At 53.3% G+C, this 20,882-nt stretch carries 18 protein-coding genes; 4 read left to right on the top strand and 14 right to left on the bottom strand.

Translation table 11 applies throughout. The annotated features are described in order from the left end of the window. Nucleotides 1-130: 130 nt before the first annotated feature. The 3 genes from MKY59_RS05415 to MKY59_RS05405 all read right to left on the bottom strand — a co-directional run bounded on the left by MKY59_RS05415 (nt 131) and on the right by MKY59_RS05405 (nt 5,097). Nucleotides 131-2,713 (bottom strand): polynucleotide kinase-phosphatase, encoded by a 2,583-nt coding sequence (locus MKY59_RS05415; RefSeq protein WP_339278332.1) that lies wholly within the window; start codon nt 2,711-2,713, stop codon nt 131-133. Between the two features lie 113 nt (nt 2,714-2,826). Further along, nucleotides 2,827-4,248 (bottom strand): 3' terminal RNA ribose 2'-O-methyltransferase Hen1, encoded by a 1,422-nt coding sequence (locus MKY59_RS05410; protein WP_339276437.1) that lies wholly within the window; start codon nt 4,246-4,248, stop codon nt 2,827-2,829. A 42-nt stretch (nt 4,249-4,290) separates the two neighbouring features. Next, the gene (locus tag MKY59_RS05405) at nt 4,291-5,097 is read right to left on the bottom strand and encodes a nucleotidyltransferase domain-containing protein (protein WP_339276435.1); all 807 of its coding nucleotides are present in this window, start codon (nt 5,095-5,097) and stop codon (nt 4,291-4,293) included. Between the two features lie 471 nt (nt 5,098-5,568). Here MKY59_RS05405 and MKY59_RS05400 point away from each other — a divergent pair, with 471 nt between their 5' ends. Together MKY59_RS05400 and MKY59_RS05395 are read left to right on the top strand one after the other, a co-directional pair. Further along, nucleotides 5,569-6,924, top strand: a complete 1,356-nt coding sequence (locus MKY59_RS05400; RefSeq protein WP_339276433.1) for a WYL domain-containing transcriptional regulator — start codon at nt 5,569-5,571, stop codon at nt 6,922-6,924. Further along, nucleotides 6,872-7,762 carry a WYL domain-containing protein gene (locus MKY59_RS05395; RefSeq protein ID WP_339276431.1) on the top strand — a complete coding sequence of 297 codons (891 nt, stop codon included), beginning with the start codon at nt 6,872-6,874 and terminating at the stop codon, nt 7,760-7,762. The genes MKY59_RS05400 and MKY59_RS05395 overlap by 53 nt, the downstream gene beginning before the upstream one ends. A gap of 113 nt (nt 7,763-7,875) precedes the next feature. On the opposite strand, the gene MKY59_RS05390 is transcribed toward MKY59_RS05395, so the two are convergent. The 5 genes from MKY59_RS05390 to MKY59_RS05370 form a co-directional block, all read right to left on the bottom strand. Then, nucleotides 7,876-8,376 (bottom strand): hypothetical protein, encoded by a 501-nt coding sequence (locus MKY59_RS05390; RefSeq protein ID WP_339276429.1) that lies wholly within the window; start codon nt 8,374-8,376, stop codon nt 7,876-7,878. A 92-nt stretch (nt 8,377-8,468) separates the two neighbouring features. Further along, nucleotides 8,469-9,206, bottom strand: coding sequence for a hypothetical protein (locus tag MKY59_RS05385; protein WP_339276427.1), 738 nt, complete (start codon nt 9,204-9,206; stop codon nt 8,469-8,471). Next, nucleotides 9,203-9,901, bottom strand: a complete 699-nt coding sequence (locus MKY59_RS05380) for an ABC transporter ATP-binding protein (protein WP_236420165.1) — start codon at nt 9,899-9,901, stop codon at nt 9,203-9,205. The genes MKY59_RS05385 and MKY59_RS05380 overlap by 4 nt, the downstream gene beginning before the upstream one ends. Continuing rightward, a complete protein-coding gene (locus tag MKY59_RS05375) occupies nt 9,885-10,289 on the bottom strand; it encodes a GntR family transcriptional regulator (RefSeq protein WP_236420166.1) in 405 nt (134 codons plus the stop codon). The genes MKY59_RS05380 and MKY59_RS05375 overlap by 17 nt, the downstream gene beginning before the upstream one ends. A 175-nt stretch (nt 10,290-10,464) precedes the next feature. Further along, nucleotides 10,465-11,334, bottom strand: a complete 870-nt coding sequence (locus MKY59_RS05370) for an aldo/keto reductase (RefSeq protein ID WP_339276425.1) — start codon at nt 11,332-11,334, stop codon at nt 10,465-10,467. A gap of 260 nt (nt 11,335-11,594) precedes the next feature. Here MKY59_RS05370 and MKY59_RS05365 point away from each other — a divergent pair, with 260 nt between their 5' ends. Continuing rightward, nucleotides 11,595-13,592: a S9 family peptidase gene (locus MKY59_RS05365; protein ID WP_339276423.1), complete on the top strand. Its 1,998-nt coding sequence runs from the start codon at nt 11,595-11,597 to the stop codon at nt 13,590-13,592. A gap of 232 nt (nt 13,593-13,824) precedes the next feature. Then, nucleotides 13,825-15,015, top strand: coding sequence for a MalY/PatB family protein (locus MKY59_RS05360; protein ID WP_339276421.1), 1,191 nt, complete (start codon nt 13,825-13,827; stop codon nt 15,013-15,015). Nucleotides 15,016-15,092: 77 nt separating this feature from the next. On the opposite strand, the gene MKY59_RS05355 is transcribed toward MKY59_RS05360, so the two are convergent. From MKY59_RS05355 to MKY59_RS05330, 6 genes are all read right to left on the bottom strand, one after another. Continuing rightward, a complete protein-coding gene (locus MKY59_RS05355) occupies nt 15,093-15,920 on the bottom strand; it encodes an alpha/beta hydrolase (protein WP_339276419.1) in 828 nt (275 codons plus the stop codon). Between the two features lie 22 nt (nt 15,921-15,942). Continuing rightward, on the bottom strand, nt 15,943-16,137 hold the full coding sequence (locus tag MKY59_RS05350) for a hypothetical protein (RefSeq protein WP_339276417.1): 195 nt from the start codon (nt 16,135-16,137) through the stop codon (nt 15,943-15,945). Between the two features lie 106 nt (nt 16,138-16,243). Continuing rightward, nucleotides 16,244-17,149 (bottom strand): hypothetical protein, encoded by a 906-nt coding sequence (locus MKY59_RS05345; RefSeq protein ID WP_339276415.1) that lies wholly within the window; start codon nt 17,147-17,149, stop codon nt 16,244-16,246. 290 nt (nt 17,150-17,439) lie between these two features. Next, nucleotides 17,440-19,467, bottom strand: coding sequence for a hypothetical protein (locus tag MKY59_RS05340; protein WP_339276413.1), 2,028 nt, complete (start codon nt 19,465-19,467; stop codon nt 17,440-17,442). Next, nucleotides 19,442-20,344, bottom strand: a complete 903-nt coding sequence (locus MKY59_RS05335) for an ABC transporter ATP-binding protein (protein ID WP_236420174.1) — start codon at nt 20,342-20,344, stop codon at nt 19,442-19,444. Before MKY59_RS05335 ends, MKY59_RS05340 begins: the two co-directional genes overlap by 26 nt. Next, on the bottom strand, nt 20,337-20,726 hold the full coding sequence (locus MKY59_RS05330) for a GntR family transcriptional regulator (protein WP_236420175.1): 390 nt from the start codon (nt 20,724-20,726) through the stop codon (nt 20,337-20,339). Before MKY59_RS05330 ends, MKY59_RS05335 begins: the two co-directional genes overlap by 8 nt. Nucleotides 20,727-20,882: the final 156 nt, after the last annotated feature.

The raw sequence follows: 20,882 nt of genomic DNA, 5'->3' as shown, positions 1-20,882 counted from the left end.
ATGAAGACCTTTGAACAACGGGAATCAATCTCAAAAAAACAGTGATTATCAAGCAGCATTCCGGAAAATCATCACATGAAGAAAAAGGCAAGCTTGCAAGGCCCCTTTCCCATAAACTTGCCTGCATCCGCTACAATCGCGGATCGATCCGCTCGGATTCGAGCGCCAGCGCTGCCAATATACACTCGTGAATGCGTTCTACAGGCTCACGGCGAACAAAGCGGTCGATCGCTTCCATGCCCAGCGCGCTTTCCATCAGCGCATGACGCTCCTTTCTGGACGTTCTTCGTTTGCGAAGACGCTCCAGATTGTCGGGGGCCAGATAATCCATGCCATAGATGATGTGCAGGTAGGAACGCCCCCTAACTTTGATCGCAGGCTGGAGCATTTTGTCGCCGTTCCACGCACGGAACCTGTCCGGCTTGATCACGATTCCCTCATGCCCCTCTGCCGTCATTTCTTCCCACCAGCGGACAGCTTCCTCTTCCTCGGCTTCGTTCGTAATGACGCGATACTCCGTCTCTCCGATCAGCGAAGACATTCCGGCCAGTTCGCGTCCCTGCTCCATATGCCACTCGTGCGACTTGTCCCAGAACGTTCCGGTGCTATGCGCTAACACATGAAATGGAGCTATTGCGATATCGTTTAGATCATTCACGTCCCAACAGTATTTCTGGAACACGTCACGGAACAGCCCCGCATTTTCGCGTTTTCTCTCCGTTTCCCGGACCCAGTCTTCCACATGCCGGCCGGCAGCCAGCGCTTTGCCCAACTGATCCAGCAATACGTCCCGATCCATCATGGCCGCCTCGGCCACATGGGCATATTGGGACGAAATTAACTCACGCGCTTTCAGGTTCCATGGCACGATTTCGGCGTCCAGCAGCACAAACTCGGTGGAGTGCCGTTCAAAGTAACCGTTCGCCCGAAGATCCGCGTGCAATCGGGAAAGCACCTCGCGTTCCGTCTCCGGGTCGAAGAACGATCTGCCTGACCTCGTCACGATATTGCCCAGCATCGGCCTTCCCACCCATTGCAGCCCTGCCGCTTCATCCCGGAATAGAAGAAGCACTGCCCGGCTGCCCATATGTTTTTTCTCGGCTACCATGCGGGTCACTCCCTGTGCCCGGTAATACTGAAATGCGTCGCGTGGATGCTCCAGATACCCATCGACGGAGCAGGTTCCGGGCGGCGGGCTCATCGTAGGCGGCACATACACCAATTCTTCGAGCGGTACGGTAAAATGCGAGAACGTATCGATCGCGGCTCTCGCCTGCTCCCCGTTAATGGAGACATTCATCCGCGAGCCCGTCTGAACCGCGAAGCCTTCCGTGAACTTGCGCAGATTCGGCGCGGCGAACCGCCGCCGTTCCCAGCGCCGCAGCGGGCTGTCCGGGTCCCCCGCGTAATCCTGCCGCGCGGGAACGCTGACGGCTTGCCGCTCAGGCATCCTCCATGCGGTCAGCATGCCGCCGAATACCACGCCCTGATCGATGTTCACCGTATCGTTCACGATGGTGGGGTAAGGCCTCGGATCATGACCCCACACGATGCACTCGCCGGATTTGTGGTCCACGTACCAATCCTTGCGCACCGGCCGTCCCGCAGCGTCCGTGCCCTCCACGTCGCCGTACCGGCAGTAATCCTGGATGCGAGCCGACTGTTTGCCGATAAAGTGATCCCGAATGCCTGCGTGGGCAACAACCACTTGCCTGATGCCGTTTCGGGTGAATACGAGATGCGAGGGAGCCTCCTGCAAAAAATGCTTCAATGCGTCTTTGAATTGGCGAGCCGCTTCTTCGCCGCGCTCTTCTTCAAACCGACGCAATTCCTGCTCGACCAATTCGTCGCCGTGGCCAAGCGTGACGTTGCGCCCATCCAGATAACGCGCGATCTTCCAGCCATGGTTGCTGTCCACCATGTAAGCAAGTCCTGCGGCACAATGTTGGTGCCAAAACATTAGGCTTGGGAGAGACTTCGGTCCACGACTCGTAACATCGCCTACCGAGACCAGCTTGCGGCCTTCCGGATGGCGAAACAGCCCATCCCCGTCGCGATTTACATAACCGAGCTTTTCGATCAGCTCCATCATTTCGTCGTAACAGCCGTGGATGTCGCCAATGATATCGATTCCTGTGCCGATGTCGACCATCAACGGGTTCTCTCCCCGGACAAACGCAATATCGTCCGGCTGCTTCAAGACATACACCGCATCAAAGCCGTCTTCGCGAACTCCGCGCTGCGTGCGTTTGAATTGCTGCACCTGCTGCTTGACCCGTTGGCGTCCGCGCGGATGTTCCCTTCCGGCATCACGCGCCAGCAATTCCTGTTCCCGAATGTCCAGCACAACGGCAATAACCGGCACATGCGCCTTGCGGGCAATATCCACCAAGCGTTGACGGTCCTCCGGATACAGATGCGTGGCATCGATCCACGTCAGCTTGTTCAAACGGCAGCGCATGCCGACAAGCGACTCCAGTGCTTCAAACGCCTTCGCCGATACCTGCTGATATTCCGCGTAAATGACGTCGGCTTCACTGCGCGGACGGTTCCGCCAATCCACGTATTCGTCGTCTCCGATCAGCATGCGGAACTGGTCGGAAGATACCGCCTCGGTAGACAGAAGGGCACCTTCGGCAACGAGCCGCCGCAGCAGCGTCGTCTTGCCGCTGCCCGATGGCCCGACCAGCACGACGATGCCCGCATGCGGCATGCGAACCACGCGGTGATGTGCCCTATCCACTGATTTTGCGTCAGCTTGATCCTTGTTTGTATCTTTGTCTGTCCCTCTTTCCTTCTTCAGGACATCTGTGTTCCGATCCTCTTTCATGCGTTCCGCTCCTTTCCTTGCGTGAAGATCACCAACTGTGTCGGTTGCCCGAAACCGGCTGCTTCTTCCCCGATCCCCCGGATGTCGTAGGTGTAGCCGCTATTTCGTGTCCATGCCTTGCAGCGTTCGGCCAGCTCAGCCCGGCTCCACTCGAATCGGTGATCGTGATGCCGCATGCTCCCCTGCTCCATTTCGTAGACAGCATTATACTCTCGATTCGGCGTTGTTACGATAAGCGCTTTAGGCCGATAATCATGCAAGAGCATCTCCATGATGCCGCTAAGGCGATACTCCTCGACATGCTCGATGACTTCACACAATATCATGACGTCCTGGTCTTGCATTTGTTCGTCAAAATAAAACAGGGATCCAATCACGGCCTCCGGCAAAGCGACGACATCCCTGCGCTCCTCCAGCTTCGCGAAGCGTTCCATGGCTCGCAGGCGGGACTGTCCGGAAGGTTCCACGGCCAGAATGGATTCCACGCCGGCCATATAGGCCAGCCGCGCAGACAGCTTGCCTTCCCCGGCACCCATGTCCACGATGCGCTTGCGTGCCGGAAGCTCGGCCACCATATCGACAATCGTCCGGTAGCGCAGCTCATTCAAGCGAACAGGCCGCTCTTGGGGCGATTCCATGTCCGGGCTTTCCATGTCTGGGCCTTCCTCCTTCTGCTCTACTGCACGCACTGCCGAAATTGGCCCGGCAACTCGTTCATACTGCCGGATCAGATCGGAGAACCTCAACGTGCGGCGCACGATCAGTTCCTTCAACGGATGTTCGTCCAACCACCCGCTGCCGTATCGTCTCAGCTTATCGATTTCGTCCTCTCCGATGAAATAGTGCTTGTAATCGTCCAACACCGGAATCAGTACGAACAACTGGCGCAGGGCATTCTGTACCGTCGCTTTCCCGCGCAGGGAAATGCGGCGCACCGTGCTTCTTTTTTTCAACTCGAACGCATAGGATAACTCGCCGCGCTCCACGGACACCTCATACCCGACATGAGAAAATAAGCCTTCCACCACGTTATCCGGCAGATCCGAGGCAACCGGGCCAAAGGTCAGCTCCAGGTCAAACGGATGCTCCACCCACTGCAGATAAGGCTCCTTCGGTTTGCCGTTTAATGCAGTTCCGAGTGCAGAGCGAATGTAGGAGCAAAACAAGCTGCTCGTCACAAACTCCCGGTCATTGATATATTGCGTGATATCGTAGCCTTCCGGCGTGCCTTTAACCAAATCCACCGGGTCCGGCTCGGCATGAATCAACACTTCTGTATCGTTCTCTTCGTCCCTGGTGTACACCATTCTGACGCGAACGCCTTTGTCCGTCCGATCATAGACGTTCTGCGGATGTTTGGCGAGCAAATGCGAAACGGCACCCGCGCCGTCTCCGCTAGCCCTGATCATGAGATGCATTCAAATTCGCCTCCTTGCAATTCATTGATGTACCGCTCGAATTTACTCCGATGCTGCCCATACCTCATCCAGCGCGGCACGGAAAATACGATCCAGCTCGGCAACATCGACGACCGTTTCATGGGCCATGGCGGCTGCACGCTGTTCATACCACGCGATCCGTTCCTTCAGAAAGGAGTGAATGGCCGGCAGCTGGGGCTCCAGATCAAGCTCGTCGCCGGATTTCTTTCGCCGCAACAACTCTGTAATTTCGGAGTATAAAAGCGTGTCTGCCGGAATTAACTCTTCTACGAGCTGCCCAAATTCCATCGGCGGCATCGTATTGTGGCGTTCGATCCAACCGCAGGCCAGCAATGGCCGCAGCACGTAAAAATACTTTTTGATCTTGACGCGTTCGCCCTGCAAGTAATCGCGAAAATTCCCTTTGGCCATGTTCAGGTAATGGTACATGCATGACTTTGGCGAAAAGGTAAGCGGCGACAACCCACGAATACGTTCGGCTACGCTATACCGTTCATCGTATTGGATCGGGGATTGCAGCCATTCCAGCAGCGGCGGGTTTGACTTGCGGAACAGTTTCAACGCTTTGCGCAAATCCCAGCCATTGATGTCGAGCTGATCGCTGATCGGAACTTCGATCACATCCCTCTGTTCTTCGATAGAGAGATACCATTCCAAAGGCCTGACGTATAAGAAACGCACATCGTAGTCGCTGTCCTGCGAGGGAAAACCCCATGCACGGCTGCCTGATTCGCAGGCATAGATGATTTTCACCTGCTCGTCCCGTTCGATTCGCTCCAGTTCCTGCCGTATCGTGTGTTTCATCTCTTCTTGAATGTTCATGTTCATCTAGTTCAACTCCTTCCGCACCATGGTTCGTGCTTCAATGGTTCGTGCTTCAATGGTTCATCGTTCACTGGCTCTTCCTCATCATTATGCCTCGCGCGCGCGTGAGGGAACATGGCGAAAGTATGGCGAGATGTCCGTTAAATGCATCTATATAAACTGTAAAAACATACACACGTTAACGAAGAGGCAGAACCAATCTGAAGAAGCGAAGCGTTCGCCTTTATCACCGGATTTTTCCCTTAGAAAAGGGGGATTCAAAAAAATCTGGGGATAACAGCGATCGGAAGATGGTACTGCACTCGTAGTGGCCTAGTGTGATTGATTAATGCAGTTTCAATATTTACAATATGGGCACTCTTTCATGAAACATGCCGGGAAGCCTGTTACAATAGAGGATAAACAGCAGCAAACAGGCAACGTCGGGCATTCGGGTCGGCCCCACCCGACATAAGCCATTGGGGAGTGAAACGCATGGCCAAAGAAAGCTTTGACAAGGAAATCCAGTTTCTTCGCATGCTCTCGCTGACAAGCGGGGCTTACAGCCGCAAGCAATACGCAGAGAGACTTGGCATATCTATACATACGTTCGACAAAACGACCCGCCGTTTAAAGGAAATCGTGCAAACCGTCGCAGAGCAGCAAAGCGCGCCTGAACAAGGAGTCGAAATAGCAGACCTCATCCGGTTCCAATACGGGGATTCCGCAGAGCCTCTGTTGCTGTTTCTGTACCGGGCCAAATCGATGAAAGAAACCGAGGTACAGCGCTTATCCGTTATTTTGCATGCCCTTCAGGATGAACCGCTTACTGCCATGGAGCTGCTGGATGCTTGCTGCGAGGGAATGCCTGAAGACATGGCGCTGCCCGACGAAAAAACGATCCGTTCCGACCTGAAATACCTGGAAGAAGTCGGGGTCATTCGCAAGCAGCCCGGCGGCAGGCCATATCGCTACAAGCTGGAACAGGACGCGCTGACGGAACTGACGGCAGAGGAACAACTGGAGCTGTACGATTTTGTGGATATTATGGCGAATACTCAGGTTCCGTCGGTACAGGGCTACCTGCTGCGCGACAGTCTAAAAAAGGCCATTGCCGCGAGTTATCCGCAAGAAGAAGCGATGGACCCGTTCATTTACAAGTATCATTATTACTCGCGCATTCTCGACGAAGCCCATTTGTATCCTCTCCTTGCTGCCATCCGGGAGCGCAAAAGGGTACAGTTCATATACTACTCGCCCAAAAAACCGTCCAGTTACAGCTCGCAGAATACAAATCCGTTGTTCGAGCGCGAATCGGGCGGACGGCTCAATCGCATCATCCCGCTGGAGATTGTATACGACCACCAGTACGGACGATGGTATGTCATCGGCTATCAGGGAAGACGCAGATTCGTCAAATTCCGGATGGAAGGCATTACCCAACTGGAGGAACAGGATGACATCGAAGAAAAATACATGAGTCGGCTGAAGCAGGAATGGGCAGAACTTAGCCGCTATAGCTGGCTTGTGGACACGGGCCAACCGGTAACGGTAAAGGTACGTTTCTTCCATCCTTTGCACAACGAACGCAATTTCATACTGGATCGCGTTCGGCTGCAAGGACAATGGGGAACGATCACGCCGGAAACGGACGAATCTTTCCTCTACGAAATCCAGGTCAACGGCACAACGGAAATCAAGCCATGGCTGCGCAGCTTCGGTTCCAGCTGCGAAGTGCTGGAGCCGCGCAGGCTGCGGCAGGAAATGATCCAGGAATGGAAGGAGATTGCGGCGTATTATGAACCTGTTCGAGAAAATGTTCAATTACCAGATGATGACGAAGCTGAATGAAACCGGACTGTTTACCTGGACGGCGCAGGAACGCGCCTGGCTTCGCATGATGCTGGATCACCCGTCGGCGCAAGGCGCGCTGACCCCGCAGACACGCGAGAAGCTGGTGCACATGCTGGACGGGGAGCAAGACATGCACCTTGGCGAGTATTTGACCGAAAAAGCAAAAAGCGAGGAAGCCAGCGTCCATCATCCGCTGTTGAAACCGCTGCGCGAGATGCTGCTGAAGCGGCAGGGCTTCCGGCTGACAGGCCGGGTGCGTCACGGGCGCGTCAGCCATGATCAGCTGGGATACCCGTATCGCCTCGAATATTCCATGGTCAAAAAGGAATGGTATGTCCTGTGGTACGCTCCGCGTTATCGCAAACTGATGGCTACCAAACTGCACAGCATCGTGGCCATAGAGCCCGTGGAGTTGAACCCTGAAGATATCGGCCGCTACAACAGGCAGATTGCCCTGTTGACCGACCGCCGAAAAACAAGCATCACCATTGAAGTGCTGCCTGAATACAACCCCGAATTGTCGCGTATTCTGTACGCCTTCTCCTGCTTCGAGAAACAAGTCACGTACGATGAGCCTACACAAACTTATCGGACTGAGCTTAGCGTGCCTCGCGGCGAAATCGATTATGTCCTATCCAAAATGCGCTTTCTGGGCAAACGCGTACGCATCATCGAGGATGAGGTCTTACGTGGACGCATGTCCGAAACGGCAGCCAAAGTATTGGCTCGGTATGCCGAAAGTGACATGGAGGAGATCGGCAATGAAAAGGATAGGAAATCCAGGGGCATGAACAACAGCTCCATTGAAAAAAAGGAAATCAGCGGCAGCGTTTAGCATATCCTTGGGAAGGCTCAGCCCACTCTCCATACCGAACGGAAAACATGCCAAAAAGCCCTGCTCTATGCCAGGGCTTTTCTTCATGGCCGCTCCGTAAATACGCTATGATGCTACGTACTGCTGCTGGATGCGGCCGAGTTACGTCTTTTGTTGATAGCATGTACGCCCATGACCACGGCGACCAATTCATAGCTATCGAGCTGATCGGATGTATTGCTTAGCATAAAAGCGCCCGAACTGAACCATCCACTCGTTCGCTGAAAGCGCGCAACCACGCTTCCATCCGTGCCCGCGATCTCGTAATCCTGGGAAAACGCAGGCGCATTCACGTCATATATGCCGCGCTGCCCGGCATCGTATTCGTACTTTTTGCTGAAGAAACTGAATCTGGCCCTCAGCACGCCGAGCGGGTACCCATCCGCGCGATCGATCTCCCATCGGTTGCTGAGCATGCGGAATTTCCCGCTGCACGCCAGGCCGGATCGGTCGTAAACATCCAGCGATGAACCCCATGCGCTTTTCAGATCCAAATAACCGGCCTGTTCCTGTGCATGATTCATGATCTCCGTATAACCGGCATTGAAGAAGTTATCCCTGAAGTAAAGTTCCATGATCCCCCTCCTTATGCGACAAAATTAACATTTCTGCCAAAAAAGACAATATATCATTTTTTACGTATAAGAGGGGGAATGGTTTCATTCACTCAGGCTTCCACCCTCCGATGGTTAAGATAAACCGTCACACCCACAAAGATGGCAGCCAACGCCACTTCAAAGACGATATGGCCCCACACCATCGAATCCCAGCCAAAATTCGTGGAGACAATGGAAATTTCGCTGCTGCTTTCCGTTACAACGAAAACATCCATCGGATTGATCCGTCCCGAGAAAATGATGTTATCCAGCCACGAAACCACGTTGGTTAACACGAAAAACGCAAGAATGCCGATCCAAGGGCCGGTTTTCCAGCGGAACGCCCCTGCAATGGAAATCGACAGGAAAATCGTAATGGCCATGAACATCGCGACCCACCAAGCAAAAAGGATAATCGCGGCCACCTTCGAAGGCCCAAATCCCATCATTTCAATAAAGTAGCCGAGGCCTGGCGTACCGTGCGCTGCTTTATAAATATAGAAATGAATGGCGGCCAAACCAAGCAAAACCAGTCCGCATATCGTGCCGAACAACAACGGTGACAGGACGTGGGACAATCCATGTACCGGTACAAGCCTTCGACTGTACGATCTCAGGTTGGACAGATAGGTGCGGATGACTTTGATGAAGATGGCTACGCCCACGCCAACATAACTGAATACCGCCAAAATCTCCTGCTGCGCTGGGAAGAAAAGCGCCATAGCAACCTGAATCGCGGCCAATACCACGAGCGAGGCAAGCAACCTGTTGAGGTTTTTTCTAAAATCGTATTTCAGCAATGTCATCATTCCGCATATACCTCCTTGAACATGTCATCCACGCTTTTCCCGTGCTGGAGACGAAGTGTCTCCACCTCTTCCTTCATTAACATTTCGCCTTCACGTATAAATACAACCTCATCGAAGATCCGTTCGATATCACTGACAAGATGCGTCGATATGATCAGACTGCTATCTTCGTCGTAGAACTTGACGATGGCATCCAGTATTTTGCCACGGGCCACCGGGTCCACCCCTGCGATCGGCTCATCGAGCAAGTAAAGATGTGCTTTCCGGGAAAGCGCCAAGGTCAGCTGCAGGCGTTCATTCATGCCTTTGGACAGATTGCGTACCCGTTCCCCGGCATCAAGCTTCATGAAAGCAAGCATTTCACGGGCCTTTGCTTCATCAAAATCCGGAAAGAAATCCCGGAAATAAGCCACGGCATCACGCACCTTCATCCAGCTTTCGGTCAAGGGCCGATCCGGCATAAACGACACCAAGGTTTTCGTTTCCAGTCCAACGGGCCTGCCGTTGATCTCAATCGTTCCGCTGCTCGGATGCAGCAGACCTGCAGCCAGCTTCATCAGCGTACTTTTGCCGCTGCCATTGCTGCCCAACAAACCGACGATCTTGCCGGGTTCAATGCGCAGCGAAACATCGCGAAGCGCCCTTTTGCTGCCATAGTTTTTGCTGACATTGCTTAGTTCAAGAATGCTGCTCATGTCCAGTTCCTCCCTTTCCCTGCTGCCCTTCGGCAACGGCGTCCGCCACAATGGCCACAATATCCCGATCTTCGATGCCAAGCTCCTGCATGCCGGTCAGGAACCGCTCCAACAGTTCGCCGGCCATCTCTTTTTTGATCGTCATGATTTTCGCCTCCTCGCTAGTCACGTATCTGCCCAGTCCGCGCCTGGTTTCCACCACTTCTTCCCGCTCAAGCTCCTGGAACGTGCGCTGCACGGTATTGGGATTAATCTGCAATTCCGCCGCAAGCTCGCGAACCGAAGGAATCTTGTCGCCGGCCTTGAGTTTTCCGGTCACGATTTGTTTTTTGATATGCTGCATAATCTGCAAATAAATCGGCAAGTTATTGTCAAATTCCATAGCCATATCGTGTCTCTCCTTTCTGTAACGGTGTGTTAGTTACATAGTACACTGGTATTCTATTACTGTAAAGCCCATTTTCTAATTTTCAATAAAAAGCAGTTCGCACCCATGAAAAAAGAGCAGATGCATACATCTGCCCTTCAATCATTTCCTGTTCCATTGATGTTCAAAAAAAGAACTAGACCATATCCAGCGGGACTTTGCGCCCCGGTGCGGGGAAAGCCTCGTTGATCCGTTCCAATTCTTCAGCCGTCAGGACGATGTCCATCGCGGCGGCATTGTCTGCCACATGGTCCGGCTGCACCGCTTTCGGAATAGCTAGCACGTCACCGTCTCGTATAACCCAGGATAGCGCAATCTGGGCCGGTCGCACCGATCGGGCCGAGGCGATATCCCGAATGACCGGGTGCTCCAACAGATCCCGGCGCAATCGTCCCCCTTGGGCAAGAGGACAGTAAGCCATTACGGGGATGAGGCGCTCCCGCTGCCACGGCAGCAAATCATGCTCGATCCCGCGCGAAGCGGCATGGTACAGCACCTGATTGGCAGCGCACTGTTCTCCGCCGTGTATGCGCCATAATTCTTCCATGTCTTCCGTATCCAGATTGGAGACGCCCCAACGCAAAATTTTGCCGGACTTCTTCAGCCGCTCCAATTCCTGCACCGTCTCTTCCAGCGGTATATGACCGCGCCAATGCAGCAAATACAAGTCGATCCGATCCGTGTTCAACCGTTTCAGGCTGTTCTCGCAGGCAGTCTGCATGTGCTTGCGACCGGCATGATGGGGATACACTTTCGAAACGATAAATGCTTCGTCCCGACGGCCCTTTATAGCCTCGCCCGTCACTTCTTCCGCTCTACCGTCGGCATACATCTCCGCCGTATCGATCAGCGTCATGCCCAGCGCCAGTCCGCTCTGCAGCGCTCTCACCTCATCATCACGTTGATGGATGCTTTCGCCCATATACCAAGTGCCTTGCCCGATGGCCGGCAATTCCGTTCCATCAGGAAGCCGCACCGTTCGTGCTTCTGCTTTGTTTCTGGTCATGTGTCTTCCTCCTTTTCCCGCCTGTTCAGAGCGATATTGGACGATTGGATTGAATGATGACCCTATACGCTTTTCCAGCGCCATGGCGGAATTTCATCGAAATCAACCGCATTCAAGCCATATCTTCTAGGATTCGGCACCCCGTGAGCAATTCCTTTTCCGCAAACTTTACTTGATTTTAAAGTGTTGTCCAGGTCGGCGCATTGATTTATGATAAATGGAAAGGTCAGGAAAATAAAACAATGGCAGGAGGAGACACATTGAGCAAACAGCGTGGCATTACGCCGGAGGATCTATATCAGATTACATGGGTCCATGACCCAATCCCCTCTCCCGATGGCACTCGGCTTGTCTACGTTAGCCGCAGGGTCAATGAGCAGCAGGATGGCTATGTATCCCGCTTGATGCTTTTGGAACTGGATGAGCTCAAAGAGAGGCCATTCACCTCAGGTACGCGTGATCACTCGCCTGCCTGGTCGCCGGATGGAACACGGCTGGCCTTTCTGCGGGAACATGAAGGCAAAACCCAAGCGTGGCTGATTGCTGCCGATGGCGGAGAGGCGATTCGGGTCACGCACCTTGAACAGGGTGTCAGCTCCCTGTGCTGGTCGCCCGACGGTTCGTCCTTGCTCGTGAAATCATCCGTAAAACCGGATACGGGAGCCGGAGAGGATGCGGATGAACCGGACAAACCGCTGCGGGAACTCGTAGTGGATCGAATCCGGATGAAATCCGATGCCAGCGGGTTGTGGAATGGGCAGCGAGCTCACCTCTTTGTTATACCTGTAGACGGAGGCGAATCCCGGCAGGTCACTTCCGGCCATTTCGATGTGGCTGACTATGCATGGTCACCCGACGGGTCCAGCATCGCCTGGATCACCCAAATGCCAAAGGCGGGCGAGGACAACAACGACTTTTCAATGACTAACCATGTTTACCTTGCCCGTCCGGACGGTTCGGATGTCCAGCAACTGACGCCGGAGGGCTATCAATTCAGCCGTTTGGCCTTTGCGCCGGATTCAGGGTCCATCGCGCTGTTTGCCAACGACCGTTCTTATGGCAATGCCACGCTCACCAAGTTATATGTCCTTCCTGCTTCAGGTGGGGAACTTCGCTGTGTGAGCAAGGATTGGGATGTTCAGCTCGGTCATGCCATCGTTGGCGACATGCGATCAACACTTACCACGACCGGACCGGTATATACACGGGATGGCTCAACGATTTTGTGCCTGGCCACCGTTCATGGCAGCGTACGCGTTGCCCGATTCCCGCTGGATGGACGTCATGGGGAATACCTGCTGCCTGCGGAAAAGGAAATTTATCAGTTCGCGGAATTGCCTGACGGATCGATCATTGCCGCTCAAGCCGATGTCCTGAATCCGGGTGATATTTATCTGTACGAACACAGCAAAGCATCGGAACAGGAGCCTGTGCAACTGACTTGCAGCAACCCGCAATTGGGGAAAGAAATCGGTGTCTGCACTCCTGAAACGTTTTGGTTCGATGCTTCGGACGGACTGCGTTTGCAGGGATGGATCATGAAACCCGCACATACGACCAAGGACGTCAAAGTGCCAACCATTTTGGAGATCCACGGGGGTCCGCACATGATGTACGGCTTCACGTTTATGCATGAATTCCAAATGCTCGCCGCGCAAGGTTATGCCGTCGTCTACCTTAACCCTCGTGGCGGTTTGGGCTATGGGCAGCAGTTCGTTAACGCATGCCGCGGGGATTACGGAGGCGGGGATTATCGCGATTTGATGGAAGCTTTGGACTACGCTTTATCCGCATACCCGTACATCGACGAATCCCGATTGGGCGTAACGGGAGGCAGTTACGGCGGCTTCATGACCAACTGGATCGTTGGGCATACGAACCGCTTCAAGGCCGCAGTTACGCAGCGCTCCATCTCCAATTGGCTCTCCTTCTACGGAGTCAGCGATATCGGATACTATTTCACGGAAGACCAGATTGGCGGCAACGCTTGGGAAGATACGGAAAAGCTGTGGAAGCACTCCCCTCTTGCTTATGTGGGACAGATCCAAACGCCGCTGCTGATTTTGCACGGAGAGCAAGACCTCCGCTGCCCGATCGAACAGGCAGAGCAGTTATTCATCGCCTTGAAGCGACGCGGGCAAAAGACGCGTTTGGTCCGCTTTCCCGGCGCGAATCACGAACTGTCCCGCGGCGGCAATCCGTACCTGAGAGTGCGGCGGCTGGAACACATCGTCGGCTGGTTTAACGAGCATTTATAAAATATCGGCAAGATGAACAACCACCACGGCTGATCTCCTATATTTCGGAGGATGCCTTGCGGTGGTTGTTTTTTTGGCGCCCTGTAATGCCGCACAAGCGAATAAATCCCCTCGATTTTGCAGATACAGGAATGACCTAAACCTATGGGAGACGGTTGCGCAATCGACGAATTTATCAGATAATAGTCTGTCGATTAGTGTCGCAAGAACGGATTTGAAGGGGGATTTTCCATTGAAAAAGAATACATTTGACGAACCGATTAATCGGCTTGCCTCCGGTTCGGAAAAATGGGATGCGCTGGAGGAAATATTCGGCGTTGCGGACGCGCTGCCGATGTGGGTCGCAGACATGGATTTCGCTGCGCCGCCATCTGTCGTACAGGCACTCCAACGCCGCGTGCAGCATGGGGTCTATGGTTATACTGTGCGTACCCGTGATTATCACGAGGCTGTGCGGGGCTGGATGCAGCGACGTCACGGCTGGCACATTCAGGACGAGTGGATCGTGTTTACGCCGGGAATTGTGCCGGCTTTGAGCATTGCGGTGCAGCGTTTCACCGAACCGGGAGATGCCGTCGTTATCCAAACCCCGGTATACGCGCCATTTTACCAGGTAGTGCGCGGCCAGGACCGGGAACTGATGACCAACCCGTTAAAACTGGAAAACGGCCATTATTCCATGGATCTGGAGCAACTGGAATCCTGCCTGCAAACCGGACGTGTCAAAATGCTAATTCTGTGCAGCCCGCATAACCCGGTTGGACGGGTTTGGACACGGGAGGAATTGGAAAAACTGTCCGAGCTATGCCTGCAATACAACGTGCTCATCGTTTCGGACGAAATCCATGCCGACCTTGTGCACCAACGCGGAACGCATACTCCGCTTTCGCTGGTTTCGGCCGAGATCGCCGAGCGAAGCATCATTTGCACAGCCCCAAGCAAAACGTTCAACATTCCGGGGCTTAGCACCTCCAACATCATTATTCCGAATGCCAAGCTTCGCGAAATATTCAGCCAAGGCGTGCAAACGATGGGGCTATCAAGCATCAGCACCTTTGGCGCCGTCGCCACGGAAGCGGCATATAACGGTGCCGAAGACTGGCTGGACGACTGCCTCATGTATGTCCAAGGAAACATGGATTTTGTGCAGCAATATGTCTCCGAACATTTGCCGCAGGTGGGGGTTCATCTCCCGGAAGCAACCTACCTGCTGTGGCTCGATTTTCGTGCCTTGGGCATTCCCCAGGAGCAGCTTGTTGACCTGTTGTTGAATGAGGCAGGACTTGCCTTTAATAACGGCACTGCCTTCGGTTCCGAGGGGGACGGATTCATGCGGATGAACGTGGCCTGTCCACGTTCCACGGTGGAAGAAGCGATGCGCAGGCTTCATGCACTTATACGTCGACTGGAATCCTCGAAGTAAGTGGACTCAGAATGGGAAACCCGCCATCTCCATACCGGAAAATGGCGGGTTTCCCACGTTATACGAAGGCCGCGCATTCATTGGCTATGTTTCTCGATAAACCGCGCTGCGGCGTGCAATGCCTGTTTGCCGCTGGCCGTGTCCAGCGCAAATTGATAGTCATGGCCCAGCTTGGCCGTTGAAGCCGAAAAAAAGAGCGTTTCGGTCTCCACTTCCAGCCGTTTCAACACTTGGGCAAGCTCGACCGACTGAACCGTCAAAGGGTCCTTATTCCCCGATGTAATAAATGCAGGCGGAAAATCCTTCGTAACCTGCAATACCGCGGACATCTCGTTCAAGCGCGGATATTCCTCGTAATCCTTCATGCCCGTATACGACCACAGGAACGTGCGCATGAACGGGAATCCGGTTTGGCCGACCGTGCTCAGATTGTACGGACCGCAGTACAGAAGCACCCCTCTTAATTGTTCCGCATCAACGGCGGGATGAATATCCATCAACCTGGCCAAGGACGGGTTCGTGATCACGGCTGCCATCTGGCTGGCGATCTGCGCACCCGCAGAATTGCCGGCCAAGAACAGTTTGGATGCATCGCCGCGAAACTCGGCTGCATGTTCCTTCACGTAAGCAAGCGCCTGATTGGCCTGCATGACAGGCGAGGGATATCTTTTTTGGGGCGCCAGTGCGTAATTCATGCTGACGACGACGTGACCCCGTTTCGCCAGTTCCGCTGCATAATGGGCAATCTGTCCTTTATCCCCCATAACCCAGCCGCCGCCATGGATCCATACAACGATGGGCAGCCGCTTCTTCGCCTCGGTTGGATAATACACGTCGAGCGTGCTATTGTCATGCTCTTGCCCATAAACGACATCTTGCAAGCGTGAAACACCCGCTCCTTTCATGAAGCGTTCATCCAATCCATGGTCAGGAGAGGCAAGGCGCATAACAGACTTCATCAACAAAACATTTACCTTCGGTGTGATGTGTCCCATAGCCCAGAGTCCCACGGTGAACAATGCCAAAACCAATGCCGGAAGCCAAAGCATTTTCCTTGCAAACATAGGCCGATCCCGTGGACTCGATTTCAACTTTGACTGCAAAAGCTTCACCCCAATTCATTCCTTGAAGCGTTCCTTAACATTCAAAGTTGTTTACGCACAGGCAGCCCCTTAGGTTTCCGCGGTCACATCTGTTCTTCTTCGCTTCGCCTTCTGCAGCGTATCGTTCAAGAACTTAACTGCTGTTTTACCTTCTGGTAAACAGCCGTCACCTTCAGCTCCAGTTCATGAATCCGCTGTTGCGAGCCCGACCAATTCTCAGCGGCGGTGGCCAATGATTTGGCATCGGTTAATGTTCGGGCAGCCTGTCCTGTCTTCATCGTCTGCTTCAACCTCTGCAGGGCGCTGGAGTACCGTTCCTTGGAAGAGCTTGCCTGCCGTTTGGCCGTTTGAATCTGTTTTTTGACGGTGTCGGCGCTCGCAAGCCCGCTTCGCAGCTGTTTCATTTTTGCATTTTTTTGTTTGCGTGCATCAGCCAGTTTTTGTTTCTTCCCACGAATGTCCTGTCTTGCCAGCTGCACGACCGGTTTCATGCTCTCCACCTGTGTCCGGATGGCAGCGGTCCACTCCTTGTTCTTTGCCGCACGGGCTGCCTTAAGCTGTTTGTTAAGCGTTTCATACAGCTTAAACATCGGAGCGTAACGTGCTTCTGTTTGCTTCACCTCGCTTAGAAGTCCGTCCAGTTTGGCTGCATCCGTCTGTCGGATTGCCAAACGCAACCGATCCGCCTCGGCTGCATTGGCGGCATGGAGCACCTTGATTTTCTGCTCCCATGCCTGTTTCCGGGCTACCCACATTCCCGCATGCCCGTATGCTTCTTTCAAGGCGGAGCTCGTCTTTGCATCCGCTTGCCCAAGCACTTTGTCCCACGCTTTCTGATAGGTCGGGCTCAGCTCAAGCCCCGAAGCCTCGGCACCGGTGGGCGGCCAAACGAACATCGTCAGGCCAAACAGCACAAACCATGCCGCGCAGACGGTAATCATGCGGCGAACACGCGGTTTACCTGCCTCCTTGCCCTTGATTGAGCGATGATTCGATACAGCCGTACGTGCATTCCCGTTCAACGTTTTCATTAGCTCTCGTCCTCCCCGATAGAAGTATTGAAATGGGAGCATGAATTGCTCCAGCTGCAATGAATCGGCAGTATTAAACAACAAAAAAACACCCGCATGACAGGTGTGCGATTACTACCTGTGTCATACGGGTGCTTCCCCATAAGCCGTTCATTGCCATGATTCGCCTTCATATTTGTTTGGCGGCGAATCACGATCATCTTTTTCTAATATATTCCATACCACTCTTGCAGTCAAGCCTGGTTGGAGCAGCCCATGACCGGGAGAACCCTTCCCGGAGCCTTCATGGGTTACTGCTCAGCCAAGATTTCTTTCATTTCCTTGGTCAAATCTTCCTGTTTGAGCATCATGTAGATGCTCTCGCCCCGATCGACGTTCAGCTTGATGTGGTAGACGACGTCCTGATCGGTATAAAATGCCGAACGCTGGCGCTCCAGCAAGTCGCCGATGATCTTTTTGTTATTGGTCGCGACCTGCTTGCTGCCATCGGGACTTCCATTCATAAAGTTTTCCTCTGCATACACCCATTTGAACTTGCCCGGACTGTTGATCTCCTCTTTCACAAATTGCGCGGACGAAATTTCATCGGGGGATACCTCAAGTTGTTCGTACTGCCCATGCTGCTTCAGCCATTCGATGGTTTGTTTGTAACTCGGCTTAATTTCATAATACGTCATGGGTACCTGCTGGTTTATGGATGCAGCGTCGGACAGTGCATAAACCTCGACGTTGAATTTCGGACTCCATGGCGTTAACTGATCGTCATAAGTCTGATTCAGGACATCCTGCTTCAACAAGGCCTTGAATTCGCGGATCTGTCCGGGATTACTGATATAGGCCTTGCGGTTTCCGCTGACGTTGGAACTCAAACCGATGCTTCGCACGTCCCCATCCAGCAAATCGGTAGAATACGCGACGCGTTTATACTCGTCGGTCTCTTTGATCGCCTTCAATTCCTGCCTGAATTCCTCTTCGGGAATCTGGTATTTGCGCTGCATGGTTTTGCCGTTATCCAATTGGTAATTGATCATCACCGTTTCATCACGGAGACGATCCATGCTCGACGAGTTGGCCGGCAGCGGAAGATCCGACGTAACGATTTTTTCATGAAGTGCCAGGACGGCGCCAATATATTCCGGATTATCGGAGTATAAGTGGCTGTCATCGCTTTTCAGATACACGCCGTCTACATAAACGTAATAATCCCCGCCAAGCTTGACACTCTGAACCTTTTCAGGCTCAGGCACTCTGGAAGCATAACCGTTCCAGTCGGCGACCGGCACGTACAAAATCAGTCCTGCCACGATGCCGTAAACGGCAAATTGGGGCAGAAGCCTTGTGTCCCAAATCAACCAGGTTTTGCGAATGATCATTTCGGCTCCAATATAACCGACAATACCGCCTAGAACGTATCCCATGATACCCCAACCGGATGAGCCCTCAGGAGAGATCACTTCAAAGTAAGCTCCACCGATCAGCACCAGCGTGAACATGAACCCAAAACGGAATACCGGCTTCACGATTCGGAACGTCACAGCTTGCGTAGCCGATTCAACTTTCCTGCGTGCATATAACACGTAGCTGAGCAAAATGAATATAACGGTCAGAATTCCGTATATCGTCAGTTCAATCGTGTACGGGGGAACGCTGCTGATCGAAGCCACCCGTGTCACAAGCGATATTTTTTCGGCGTAACGTCCGATGGCTTCGCTCGGAAAACCAAGCAGATAATGCTGCAAATGAAGTTCGAAAACGCCCCAAACGACGACGGGCAGCAACAAAATGGCATATACCGTAAGGCCTTGCAGGACCGTTTGCCCGATGCACATGCCGATCGCTACGGTCAACATGAACATGAACAGGGTATAAATCGTCATGCTCAGGCCCCACATCCATATCTCTGCAGCGCCAAAAATAAACGCCGGTTCCGCCTGCGCGGCCCACACCAACCCTGTTATGCCCACGGTCAACCAGATCGGCACCAGAAGCAGGATGAACCCGCTGAACAGATTGACCGTAAGCAGATGCTCGCGGCGCAAAGGCAGGCTGTGGAACAGATCCGCCGGTCCACCGGATTGCAGATACCGGAAAATAAACAGTCCGGCAACAACCGGAAAAGTGATCGCAAATAACAGCTGCGCCTCGCCATTGACCAGGAAAAGGCTTGCGATCTCCTGCGGCACCTCCCTGTATTCCGTGGCAATATGAAGCGGCACGGCAAACAGCAGCGCAAACAGATATAAAATGCCGATCCAGCCGTGCTGCCTGAAATTTTGGATCAGGATGCCCCGGTTAAAGTACAATCGGTTGAATGTCATACCCCGCATCCTCCATTTCATAAATGAATATTTCCTCCAGCGTCAAGGGCAGCACATCCAGCAGATACGGCTCGAACGCCCGAAAGCTGGCCGTCACTTCGTCGCGATTCCCCTTGACGATAAACAGCGAGACGCTGCCGCGTTTCTCTTCGTGCAAAATCTCCAGCTGCCCGTCAAGCGCATCGGCATGTGCCGGATCGCGGAAAGCCACCTGTATTTTGTGCGTGTCGGCCTTGAGGTCGTCCAAATCGCGTTCCACGATGATGCGGCCTTTGTGCATGATGGCAACATGGTCGCACAGGTCCTCGATTTCGCGCAAATTGTGGGATGAAATCAGTATGGTCACCTGACGCTCCGCAGCTTCCTGGAACAACAGGTTTTTGATCTGCTGCCGCATGACCGGATCAAGTCCGTCGATCGGTTCGTCCATGAGGAGAACGTCAGGCATGCAGCTGAGTCCGAGCCAGACAGCGGCCTGGCGGCGCATGCCTTTGGACATGCGGTGCAGCTTGCGTTTCCTGTCCAGTTTGAATACATGGCCGAGCTGTTCGAAGCGCTCCTCGTTCCAACGCGGATACGCGCTGCGGTAGAAGGAAGCCATCTGCATAATCGAAGACTGGGGAAAGAAATAGGGAGCATCCGCCATAAAGATGACGCGATCCTTCAGGTCCAGATTCTCATAAATCTCCCTGCCGTCGATCCGGACCGTACCGTGATCCTGGCGATAAATGCCTGCCAGAATTTTAAGCAGGGATGTTTTGCCTGCGCCGTTGGAACCGAGCAATCCGTAGATCGATCCTTTATGTACCTGCATCGTTACGCCATCAACGGCCTTCTCATGCTCGAATGCCTTGATGACCTGATTCAGTTCAATCATTCGGCTCCCCCTTTTCAATCCGGGCCATGGCCTCCTGGAATAGAAGCGCAATATCCGCCTTGGTCAAGCCCGCATAGCTGGCTTCGGCGATCAGTTTTACCAAAGACGCTCTGATTTCATCCCTCATGGCTGTATTCGGATGTTCCACGGACGATGATACGAAGCTCCCTTTTCCCTGCAATGAGTATATGAAACCTTCGCGTTCCAGCTCCCGGTAAGCCTTCTGGACCGTATTCGGATTCACCGTCAGTTCGGTCGACAGACTGCGCACGGAAGGAAGCTGCTCATCGGGTTTGAGAACGCCGTATACGATCATTTCTTTGAATTTATCGACCAGCTGTTCATAGATCGCCTTACGGCTGCGCACATCCAATTCGAACATCCCGCACCTCCTCTCTGAAATAGGTAATACACCTACACCCAATGCTGCTGCCGAATTCAGAGCCGGATTGGATGGATACGATTCAAGTGTATTAACTGTACTATTATTATTAGTACACCCCATACAGTATGTCAACCTTAACTTTTGACTTCTCAT

Source organism: Paenibacillus sp. FSL W8-0426, from assembly GCF_037969725.1.
Taxonomy (GTDB): Bacteria; Bacillota; Bacilli; order Paenibacillales; family Paenibacillaceae; genus Paenibacillus; species Paenibacillus hubeiensis.
The sequence above is the reverse complement of the archived record's forward strand: the minus strand, read 5'-3'. Positions and strand labels throughout refer to the sequence as shown.